Origin of the sequence: Gottfriedia acidiceleris (genome assembly GCF_050457485.1) — a bacterium.
In the GTDB taxonomy this organism is placed as follows: Bacteria; Bacillota; Bacilli; order Bacillales; family Bacillaceae_G; genus Gottfriedia; species Gottfriedia acidiceleris_D.
The window spans coordinates 1-11921 of the sequence record NZ_JBCMJM010000007.1; the positions used below are offsets into that span (position 1 = coordinate 1).

Annotated in this window: 8 protein-coding genes; 7 read left to right on the forward strand and 1 reads right to left on the reverse strand. The window is 32.4% G+C overall.

The genetic code is table 11. From position 1 onward, the window contains the following. Positions 1 to 615 precede the first annotated feature (615 nt). The 5 genes from ABEY15_RS06655 (at position 616) to ABEY15_RS06675 (ending at position 4197) form a co-directional block, all read left to right on the forward strand. Positions 616 to 1071, forward strand: coding sequence for an NUDIX domain-containing protein (locus tag ABEY15_RS06655; RefSeq protein ID WP_429889271.1), 456 nt, complete (start codon positions 616 to 618; stop codon positions 1069 to 1071). Positions 1072 to 1271: 200 nt separating this feature from the next. After that, a complete protein-coding gene (locus tag ABEY15_RS06660) occupies positions 1272 to 1520 on the forward strand; it encodes a hypothetical protein (protein WP_429889272.1) in 249 nt (82 codons plus the stop codon). Between the two features lie 151 nt (positions 1521 to 1671). After that, positions 1672 to 2034 carry a hypothetical protein gene (locus ABEY15_RS06665; RefSeq protein ID WP_429889273.1) on the forward strand — a complete coding sequence of 121 codons (363 nt, stop codon included), beginning with the start codon at positions 1672 to 1674 and terminating at the stop codon, positions 2032 to 2034. A gap of 22 nt (positions 2035 to 2056) precedes the next feature. Next, complete coding sequence (locus ABEY15_RS06670) at positions 2057 to 2266, forward strand: type I restriction enzyme subunit R domain-containing protein (protein ID WP_429889648.1); 210 nt, start codon at positions 2057 to 2059, stop codon at positions 2264 to 2266. 482 nt (positions 2267 to 2748) lie between these two features. Continuing rightward, entirely contained in the window at positions 2749 to 4197 is a 1449-nt protein-coding gene (locus ABEY15_RS06675) for a spore germination protein (RefSeq protein WP_429889274.1), read from the forward strand. Between the two features lie 347 nt (positions 4198 to 4544). Here the strand turns inward: ABEY15_RS06675 and ABEY15_RS06680 are convergent, their stop codons facing one another. Continuing rightward, positions 4545 to 5447, reverse strand: a complete 903-nt coding sequence (locus tag ABEY15_RS06680; RefSeq protein WP_429889276.1) for a LysR family transcriptional regulator — start codon at positions 5445 to 5447, stop codon at positions 4545 to 4547. 182 nt (positions 5448 to 5629) lie between these two features. Here ABEY15_RS06680 and ABEY15_RS06685 point away from each other — a divergent pair, with 182 nt between their 5' ends. Further along, positions 5630 to 6889 (forward strand): helix-turn-helix domain-containing protein, encoded by a 1260-nt coding sequence (locus tag ABEY15_RS06685; RefSeq protein WP_429889277.1) that lies wholly within the window; start codon positions 5630 to 5632, stop codon positions 6887 to 6889. A 161-nt stretch (positions 6890 to 7050) separates the two neighbouring features. Further along, positions 7051 to 11337 (forward strand): S8 family serine peptidase, encoded by a 4287-nt coding sequence (locus ABEY15_RS06690; RefSeq protein WP_429889279.1) that lies wholly within the window; start codon positions 7051 to 7053, stop codon positions 11335 to 11337. Positions 11338 to 11921 lie beyond the last annotated feature (584 nt).

The following is an 11921-nucleotide window of genomic DNA, read 5'->3' on the forward strand; positions in this document are numbered from 1 at the left end:
TACTATGAGGGGATATTAACATTGTTGTAAAACAATCAGGGCTTTACGACTTTGTACACTACCACAAACAAAAAAAACTGAACGCTGGCAGACAATTGAAATTTCCTTTATATCCTTATTTAGTACCTGCGACCCTCTACTTTAATAATTAAGCTTTTTCCCATCTAACCCAATAAATACAGGGTAGTTGTTGTTTAGCTAATGTGACGAAGGTTATTAATCAAATCACGTAGGTTTCCTAAAAAAGTTAGTTCATTTGCAAAAAGGGATTTTATTTTATTAAATTGAATATTAATTATAAACGCTTAAACTTAGTGGAGGTATTATGAAGCATATAATTGCAACAACTTATATCTGTATTTCACTAATCATGTTTTTTAGTATTTTTCTTGTAAGATATTCTTACGAATCCTGTGTTTTTTATTTTCCTGTAATCACTTTAGCTGTTGGTCTACTTTACTTAATAGGGGATTTATATCAAAAATGGCTTAGAAAATAGTAACATTTAAAATGAATATGTAATGGCTAATTCAACTAATATGTGATAAATGAGCTCCTCAAAGTGGTTGTTGGTTTATAACGTAACACAATTTATTACCCAAATTGGAGGTTAATATGAATTATTGCGATACTATGAGAAAAAAGATCGGCAATAATCCGTTAATTATTGTACGACCAAGTATAGCGATACTAAATCATAACGGTGAGATATTACTTAATCGATACATAGGTGGAATTTGGAGTATTCCAGGTGATATTTTGCAGTTAAATGAATCGGTTGAAGAATGCCTGGAACGTAACGTATTTAATGATATTGGTCTAACAATAAAACAGTTAACGTTATTTGGTGTGTACTCAGGAATGGAATTAATTAATCGAGTTGAGGAAAGTGGCGATGAATATCAAACGGTAGCAATCGGTTATTTATGTACCGAATATGATGGGCAAATTATGCCTGATCAAAATCAAGGGATTGAAGCACAATTTTTCTCTTTAAACGATTTACCTAAAGACATGGATCCGTTTATCAGAAACAAGTTAGTAGAGTTAAATAATCAACTAAAAAATTAGAATAACCCTAATTCAACTAACGCACTGCGTTAGTTGAAGATCAAGAGCAGCCATTGGCTGCCTTTTTATTTAGGTATTTGGCAGGAGAGTTAATAAAGGCATGGTATAATTAATTGTTATTTTACTGAGCGATTAAAAACAATAAAATAGATTTTTATTAAAGATCTTACAGAAAAGAATTAAAAATAGGGGTTGAAGTAATGGAGAAAACTTGTGGGCAATGTGCTAAAAACATAGGAATGTCAAAAGAAGAACGTATGAAACTAGCTGACTCACGTATTAACAAACAGAGATACATCTGTCCAAATTGCAATAAAGAGCACAGTTATGTAAGTGCAGTAAAAATAGCTGTTCAAGTAAATAATACTTCGAAACAAGTAATTGAAAAGAAGAAATCCACAAAGAAAAAGAAAGTGGAATCAGAACAATTTACATTATTTGAGATTTAATAATTGAGGCTTTAAAATAGTGTTTTCTAATTCAACTATCGCATGCGTTAGTTGAACAAGTTTAGGAGTCGATGATGATCGACTCCTTTTTAAGTATCTAGCAGGTTAGTAGAAAAAAATTTCCTTTTTATGGTAAACTGTATATATCAAAGTGATTTTTAAGAGGTGGAAATCAATTGAAGAACAATTAAAAGCCTTATTAACAACTCATGGAGAAGATGAAGAAGAATTCTGGAAAAAGAATAAAGTTCAATGGAAACTACTTGAAAAAATCACTGGTCATTCGACGCGCCAAACCGATTTAGCAAAAAACATAATACAACATTTTAGTGACAATGCACCTTCATTTGCAAAGGGAATGACTGTCACTATGACAAGTGAAAATGCAGTTTCTTTATTGAAAATTATCCGCACATTTTTTGATGCACCTCAAATGGAAGTCATAATTTCTGGAGATATTACCAAAGATCCCGAAGAATACCATTCAAGAAGGTCAAGAGTATCCTTATATTAAAACTAAGGAACAACAAGATGAAATTAAGCAAAGATTACGTGATCCAGAGGATCCCTTAAAAATGGTAATCGTATGCGATATGTGGTTAACAGGTTTTGATGCAAAACCAGTAACCTATTTGTACGTTGATAAGCCAATGAAGGGACATAACCTTAATTGTGGAAAAATAAGTAAAATTATGTTTAATAGTTTTCAAATAAAACAACTTGAAAGAAATAGTAATGAAAGTTAGAAGAAAAGAATTCAATTTTGTATTCTTTTCTTCTATTTTTTTATATAAAAAGGGATTCTTCAAGCCAACCTACCTCGTAATATATTGTTATTTTTCAATTGAACAAAAATTGCAAGGAAAAATAGAAACAATAGAATTAAAAGACTTACAATGACACTATTGTAGCGACCATTTAATTTATTGAACTTAATTGAACTAAAATATTCATAATTACTGTATACTACTCGCACTAAGTATTTGACAGGGTAGGGGTCGCTGGTTCAAGTCCAGTTGGGATCATACTTATTAAAAGGCTCAAACCTAAGTGTATCAAGGGTTTGGGCTTTTTCTTTGTTTTCAATTACTTTCATTTATCGTAACAAGGCCATATTTTTCACATTGAAATGGTTCTTGCGCAACTAATGGTAGAATAGTTCAATAATGAATAGATAATAATTGATTAAGTAGAGCATACTAATCGAAAAGCTAAAAGGAGTATGCGAATGAATAATTTAGAATCAACTTCTTTGACTGTTCATCTACAAAAAAATTTGGATATCATATTAAAATCGTTTAATGAAACGTCTGATTTAAAAATCCGTTCATTTAAAATTAAGAGTGAAGTTATTCGGAATGCTGCAATCATTTATATTGATGGTATTGTTGATACGAAAAATATTCAGGAGTATCTCCTGTCTCCCTTATTCCATGTTCATTCATTAGATAGCATGGGGGAACTTCTTGATTTTCATCTTTCACTCATAGACGCAAACTTATCTTCAAGGATTGCAGAGATCAATGGTGAACTATTAAAAGGAAAAGTACTTCTTACTATAGATGGATTTTCAGAAGGGATTTTAGCTGATTCTTCTGATTGGCAAATGAGAGCGTTAACTGAACCAGATACTCAACGCTCTGCAAGAGGACCGATGATTGGATTCACAGAACAATTAAAAGTGAATGTTAATTTATTACGGAACATGATACAATCTACTACTTTTAATGTTGAATCAATTCAAATGGGGACAGACTCTAAAACGAGTGTTGCAATCATCTATCTTGAAAAATTTGTTGAGCAAAAAGTATTAGAAGAGACAAGAAAAAAAATAAATGAAATTGATGTGACATATTTATTAGAAGCTCGTGTCATTGAGGATGCATTAGAGGAGAAAAAAACGCTATTTCCGCTTGTATTCACTTGTGAACGCCCAGATGTTTCCGTTTCTGCGTTGTTTGAAGGAAGGGTTGTAATCCTAGTTAATGGGGTCCCGTACTCTTTGATCGTTCCGGCATTGTTTATTCATTATTTTCAGCAACCAGAAGAATATGTATTAAAAACTGGTCGCTTCTTCAATCGAATCGCTAGGTTTTTCTTATGGTTTTTATCAATCCTATTAATGGCAATCTATGTAACAATGGTTCGATTTCATCACCATTGGATTCCTCATCCCTTTAGCGAAAAACTATTAACGCAGTCTGATACCGTTTTCCCCATCTTATTAGAAATGTCATTTTTAGTTTTTTTATTTGATATACTAATGGAAGCCTCTTTAAGAATACCGAAAAACACGATCCTTCTAGTATCGCTCATTGGTGCAGTTATTGTTGGACAAACTGCTGTTGAAGCAAAATTGGTTCATCAATTGAGTTTAATTGTTGCAGGGATTTCAGTATTATCATCAATTAACTTGATGGCGGGTGGCCTTGGTGGTGCGATAAGAACAATACAGATACTATTTACAATTCTTGGATATTTCTTTGGACTAAAAGGGATCTTGATTGGTTTTTTTATTGTAACGGTCTATATGGCTTCGCTTAAATCAGTGGGTGTTCCATATTTAACTCCTTTCATACCGTTTCGTTATAGGGAAATGAAAGATGTACTATTTCGTGGTGATTTGAGAAAATTAATTAATAGTAAACATACCTACCCCTATAAAGATAGAAAATAATACCATTAATTCTACACTGAAAAATAAATCAATAATCACACTATTTTGGTAATAGACCCAGTTCATTTCATTTTTTAACGGGTCTTTTTTTAGTGGTTTTATACAGACGTATTAATCCAGTGCACAATTGAACTTTACATCCAAGAGTCTTTAATCGTTTAATAGATTACTTGATAACAAAATGAATTAAAACATTAATTTGATACATAGGAATTGTGTACCTGAGGATAATTGTGAAGTTGAAAATATGATAAAGTCAAACCCTTATTTAATAAAGGGTTTGTTTTTATATTCAGTTTATTTTAAAAAGCACACATAGTAAACGAGTATTCCTTAATTACTCTAACTCATAGATTCGAATTACTTATAGACATAATAGATTTTACACAACTAATTAAAGAGTCAGCTATACCGGATTTTAGCTTAAGTGGACGATGGAGTACCCAAAAATCTTGATAAATAAAATCCGGAGTTTTGAACGGAATTATCTTCAGTTCTCCATTCAGTACAGTCGGATGATTAATAAAACTTATATTATGTAAAACAGTTATAGCCCGATTTTCGACGATCATATCATATATAGAATTACCTTTATTAGAGGATAAAAATTCTTTGTTATTATTCAAATCAAACATCTTAAGAATGTTTTTACTAATTAGCTTATGGAAGATAAATTTCTGATTAATTAAATCATCAAACGTAACAAAATCTTTTTGATATAAATTGGACTCTTTTCCTACAGCGATACAAAGATAACCAGTATGTAGGTGATCGTATAATACGTGATATTCATTTAGTTCATTTTTTAAGGCTGGCAAAAAAGCTAGATCCAAATCGGACATATTAAAACGTTTTAGTAGTTCTTGAGCATTCTCTTCTTCTAATTCGAACGTAAAATCATGAACTTCGTCTAAAATATTTAATATTGCAGCATGCACAATATTAGAAAATGTAGGTGCGAACGATATTTTTAGATGGTTTGATTTTGATTTTTCGTATTGCTTTAAACGTGTATGCAAATCTTTCAAATTATTTAAGATATCATGTGCTTTCTCAACTAGAATTTTTCCTTGGGGAGTAAGGATGACCCCTTTACTATTTCGATAAAAAATTGATATGTTTAATTCTTTTTCTAATTGAGCAATGGATTGACTTATAGCAGAGGGTGAAATATGGCTCTTTTCTGCAGCTTTTGTAATAGACTTTTCATTTGCTACTTCTACAATATACTCTAGTTGATTAAAATTCATTTTTTAGTACCTCGTTTGTTAATAATCAAAGCGAATAATTAAATAATAGTATAAGTTTTAGATTTAAAGAAAAAGTATCGCGACGTTAAGTTTTACTTAAAGTATCATGAAATTGTTTAAATACATTTTATCAAATCCTATCAGTAAAATTAGTTTATGGACTGAAAAGTAGGAGTGGTAAGATGAATCAAACCCTTTTAAATGAATTTAAACAACAATTATATAGTAAAGGTTGGAATCAGAATGATTTAGCAGCTTATTCTGGAATCCATGTTAGTGATATTTCGAGAGTTTTTCTAAATAAAAAAGTACTTTCATTCCATTATTTGAATGATATTACACGTGCATTTGGACTTCCGGAGCAGACATATTACATCCAGTATGCCCAGTTATGTTTTAATCGAAATAATTACTTAGATAAAAGAAGAAGTTCTGCTTATATATATAGATGTGCAGTTAAAAACTATCATAATGAGCTAGATTTTATGCTTACTCTGATTTTAGAAGAAAGATCGAAATCGGTTCGAACTAAAAATTTGCAAACACTTTTTCTAGTATCGGAAAAATTATTTGAAGATGGGTATGACAAAGAGACGATTCCTATTTATCAAACAATTATTGATCATATGCCGGACGATAATACTGAGGAAGTAGCTATTAGCTATTTTCGAAAGTTTTATATAAATCGATTTACCATAGATGGACAATTGGCAATTCGTCAGGTGATTGAAAATATTGGTAATATGCCGGAAGAATTTCAAGAACAAACTTATTTATGGCTAATGGCCACTTATTATATTTTAAAAAAATGGGAAGATGTGCTTCATTATGCAAATAGATTAGAGAAAATATCCTCATCACCTGAGAATTTAGGTAGAGCTCTTTTGTATCAGTGTTTTGCATTAAGTAACTTAGGCAGTACATTAGAAGTTATTTTAGATAGAATTGATCGATATGCAGTTATTAACGATTATTATGCTGAATTGGCAATAGGGAATCGATATGTAGCTTTAATAGAATTTGGTCAATACCAATATGTTGATGATTATTTTAATTGGCTTTCAAACCGAGATGATTTTTATATCGGTGTACCTAAAATTTTAAATACGTTTTTAAAAATGGACAGATTGGACGATGCGAATAAGTTAATTGAAATATATAATGACGAACTAATAAAATTGTCATCTAGTTCAGATTTATATAAACAACAATTATATAATGATTATTGTTATCATTACGCTATATTTTTATGTGAAAGAAAAGATTTTCATAGTGGATTGATTGAATTAATTAATGTTGCAGAACGGTCAAAAAAGAATTGCTATAGTGAGAAATTTTTACAATCAATTTTGGCACTATGGAAATATAGAGACTACTTCAATTCAGAAATCGAAGGAAAATATATTCAAATGTTATCAGGGACAAAAAATGTAGATAAATAGCGAACTAAAATAAGAATTCTTCACTAGAATTCTTATTTTTTTGTATATTTTTGTCGAAAAAATTAGAGGTTTTGACTACATTTGTAAAACAGTCGAATCGTGTCAAACGTCTATATAATCAGAAAAGAAAGATAATTATAGGAAAAGGGTGGAGGAATAGAATGAAAAACAGATTTATGAAAGGTGCAGTAGTAATGGCGCTAAGTTCAGGGTTTTTAATTAGCACTTTACCAAATGCCAATTATAGCTCGATTGCGAAAGCTCAATCAATTTCTAAGGTGGATCAAGTTTTATCAGCATTAACACCTGCGCAACGCGAAGCTATTAAACAATTAAAAATAAGTGATAAAGAAGGACTTCAAGTATCACCAGATTTAGATTTAACAAGTGATGCACCAACTTCTGTCATTGTTGAATTTAAGGACAAGCCAGCACAAACAGCAGTAATGGTAGCAGAAACTGAAGGAACAACTCTTTCTGAAGCTGACGCACAAGCAAAAGTTGATGCTTCACATGACTCATTTAACCAAGATTTAAAAACGATTTTTAGTAAAGATCTAAAAGGAAATAATAATCCTTTTAAGATTAAACGTTCATACAAAAAAGCATTTAATGGAGTTTCAATGACGCTCCCTGCTAATAAAGTAAAATCATTACTTAAATTGAATGCTGTTCAGGCGGTATGGAGTGATTTACAAGTTCAATTGGATGATCCAACTACTAAAGTAGAAAGTTCTGATCAACAAGGTCCAACTCATAATATGGTAACGTTCCCTGGGGTTGAAAAACTTCATCAAGAAGGTTACACAGGTAAAGGTGTAAAAATTGGTATTATTGACACTGGAATTGATTACAATCATCCAGATTTAAAAGGTGCATTTAAAGGAGGATACGATTTCGTCGATAATGACAATGATCCAATGGAGACAACATATGCAGACTGGCAAAAGTCTGGAATGCCTGAAACGTCAAACGGTGAAGCATTCTATACTGAGCATGGAACACATGTAGCTGGAATTATTGCAGGACAAGGTAAAAATAATGCGGACTATGCAGTTATTGGGGTTGCTCCTGATGCTGACATTTATGCTTATCGTGTTTTAGGGCGATACGGTTCTGGTCAAACTTCAGCAATTTTAGCTGGTATTGATAAAGCGCTTTCAGACGGAATGGATGTCATCAGTATGTCTCTAGGAGCTAACTACAATGACCCATTATTTCCAACGGCAATTGCAGTAAATAATGCTGTACTTTCTGGGGTAACTGCAGTAGTAGCAGCAGGAAATTCTGGGAATAAAATGTATACACTAGGTTCACCTGGTAATGCTCCATTGGCAATCACAGTTGGAGCAAGTGATACGTCTGTAACGATTCCAAATTATACTGCAACAGCGAAATCATCAACAGGTGATTTACCTGCTAATCTGAAGGTAGCTGCACAAGGAAATTCTGATAATATAGCAGAACTTCAAGGTCAAACATATAAAGTAGTCAACGTAGGAGCTGGAACGGATACTACATATTATAAACGTGATGCAAGCGGTAAGTACACAATACCAAGAGATGTAAATGGAAAGATTGTAATTGCACAACGAGGTAACGTAAGTATTGCAGATATCGTCCGTATTGCTAAATCACACGGCGCAAAAGCTGTTATTTTATCAAATGTAATTGGAGATACATTACAAGATGTATTTTTAGGAAACGCATATGGATATATCCCAACGTTTTTAATAAATTACAAACAAGGTTTAGATATTACTAGTAAATTGCCTATAACTGAAGCTATGAAAGATGCTTCAATTGACTTTACTTTCGGTAATATGAGTCAAACCGTTATAGCTGGTAATAAATTAGCAGACTTTAGTTCTCGTGGTCCATCACGTGTGCTATATGATATTAAGCCAGAAGTAACAGCACCTGGTGTGTCTGTATTCTCAACTGTACCTGCTTATATGCACAAGGATGATAACGGAAATGCATTAACTGATTATCAAAATGCTTATGAGCGCTTATCTGGTACATCAATGGCAACACCGAATGTTTCTGGGGTAGCAGCTTTATTAAAGCAAGCTCATCCTGACATGACGCCAGCTGATATTAAGGCAACTCTTATGAATACAGCTGAACCGTTAAATGATAAATATAGTGTATATGAAGTAGGAGGAGGCCTTGTAAATCCATACAAAGCTGTTCATGCACAAATGGAAATTCAAGTAAAAGACAAGACTAAAACATATAGTGGAAGCTTTAATGATCAGATTACACTTGCAAGTAAAGGAATCAAAACAATTAAAAATATTACTGGTGCACTGAGTTTTGGTGAACAAGCTGTTGATGGCAAGGATCTTACAGATCAACGTTCAATGACTTTATTTAATAAAAGTTCTGAAGATAAAACATTTGATGTAAAAGTACAATTCCAAACATTGGATGCACGATTTACAAATGACTCTAGAGCGGACCAAGATGCAGCTGCTAATAGCGTTACATTAGATGTTAAATCATCGGTAAAAGTGAAACGTTACAGCAGTACTAATATGGATACGACAATCAATGTTCCTAAATCTGCAAAACTAGGAACATATGAAGGGTATGTTGTTTATACAAACCAAAAAAATCCAGATGAAACTTATAAAATACCATTTGCCATTCATACAGTAAAAGAAGGAATTGACTATGTAACAGGTAATCCATCAGCCTTTACATTACCTTATGAAGCAGGTAGTAATGCAACAAAATGGTCAATTGGAGTTAACTTTAAATTAAACTCTCATATGCGCACATTTGATTTCTTCTTAGTCGATCCAAAAACAAATGAAGAAATCGGTTATCTTGGTACAGCAGATGGAATGGGTGCAGATGAAAATATCGAGTATTATTTCCGAGGTGTGTTAAACAATGGTCAATATAGCCCATTAACAGGAGATCCAGAAAACCCAATCGCATTTGATTACAAAGAAGTTGATCCAGGACTATGGAAAATTAGAATGGTTGGTACAAATGATAATGGTGAAACATTCACTAAAGATGCCCCGGTTTATTATGGAGAGAAAGAACCAAAAGTTACAATGAACTACGAAGCAGGACAAATCGTTGAAACAACTAATGCAACTGACAAAACTGTAACAGTAACAGGTAATGCATTTGATAAAGACATAGCTGAAATGCAAGCAGCAGGCATAACTGCTTCACAAGGCGATAATAAAATGTATTATTATAATCCAAATAATTCAAATGAAATTAACATACCAGTTGATGGAAATGGAAATTTCAATTCGACAATACCATTAGCTACAGCCGGTCCAATCACATTGCCAATTACACAATATGATTTTTATGATTGGGATAAATCAACTGTTAGAAATTACGGAAGTACAAGAGATGTCTACTTTGTGAAAAAGGGAACTGCTTATACTACCGCAATTTCGGATAAACAAAGAATCAATATGGGAGATTCAACAACAGTAACGTTCTCAACTAAAAATATTGGAACAAAAGTGAAAAATGCTGAATATTCATTCTTATATCCATCGCAGTTCCTAGATGTAACGGATGTAAAAGCACATGGAACATATAATGGAAGGCTTGATGTTAAATATTCATCTACGCCTTCTAACTCTACTTATACTTTAATGACAATTACAGCAACAGCAATTGGTGATCTAGCGACAAATGGAATATCTGGAGATACATCTCTAGTAGACTTAACGTTTAAAGCGAAAGACCAATACTACAAAGGTCAAATGCAGTTTGAAGATCCAACTGGGTCATCAAGATTCTTTAAAGCTGTTTATACGAATGTAGATGATAGTACAGTAACAACTCAAGGCATTCAACCTTATTTCTATGTGACTCCTACTTATTCTCTTATGAGGGGAATGGTTACGCCAGAAGGACTAGTTACAGGAATTGGCACTGCAAGTGTTGTTACCGCGAAAAACATCGATTTTAATAAAACTGGAACCAAAATTAGTGTGAAGGATTCAAATGGTAAAGAATATGGCGTTTCTGATCCTTTAGGATTTTTTTCAACAGTTCGAAATGCTTTTAGAACTAGGTTACCGATTACAGATAAGCCGTTTACATTATCGATTGATGTACCTGGACATTTCACGTTCAAGAAAGACTTTACAGTAGGCTTGAAAGAAGAAGGTAAAGTGACTGCTGGATCCAAACCAGTTGATTACAGCTATATCCCAGGTGGCGATGTAAATAAAGATAATGTTATTGATGTAAAAGATGCTTTATTTATCCAAACATATTGGGGTACGAATAAACGTGAAGCAGATATCAACTATGATGGAGTGGTTGATGAGAAAGATATGCAGTATGTAATGAATAACTACTATATGCAAAATCCATGGAATGACAATGCTGGCAAGCCAGTTAAGAAATATAAAGGTGAGACTTTAGATGATATTTTAAAGGATCTTGGTTTAGAGTAATTGATAGTTTAATAAAGTTTAATTAGTAGTCTAGTATACGAGGCGTCCCCGTTAAAATAGACAAACATCTTAAATTTAATGAGCAACTATAAAGTATAAAAAAAATAGTAAAAGGAAAGCACTAATCACGAAAAAGCGGATTAGGGCTTTCCTTCTTTTTTTACTTGAAAGGAGGTATATAAGATCAATACAGCTTTATTTGATATCATTATTCAAAAAATGCAAGAGAGCAAGATGAGTAAAACCGATTTAGCTAATCATTCTGGTACTCATTTAAGTGATATTAGTCGAATTTTAAATCATAAGCAGTTCCTTTCAGTGAACCATTTTAGAAGTTATTACTAAATCACTCGGACTTGATGAAGGAGCCTTATATTCTTGTTTTAATGAGATCGGCACTATGGAAACATAGAGACTACTTCCATTCAGAAATAGAAGAAAAATAGATTCAAATGATCTCACTGACAAAATATGTAGAGATATAGCGAACTAAATTAAGAATTATCCACTATAGTTCTTCTTTTTTTGTTTGGTTTTGTCGAAAAAAGTAGAAATTTTGACTAGATTTGTAAAAAGGTCGAATC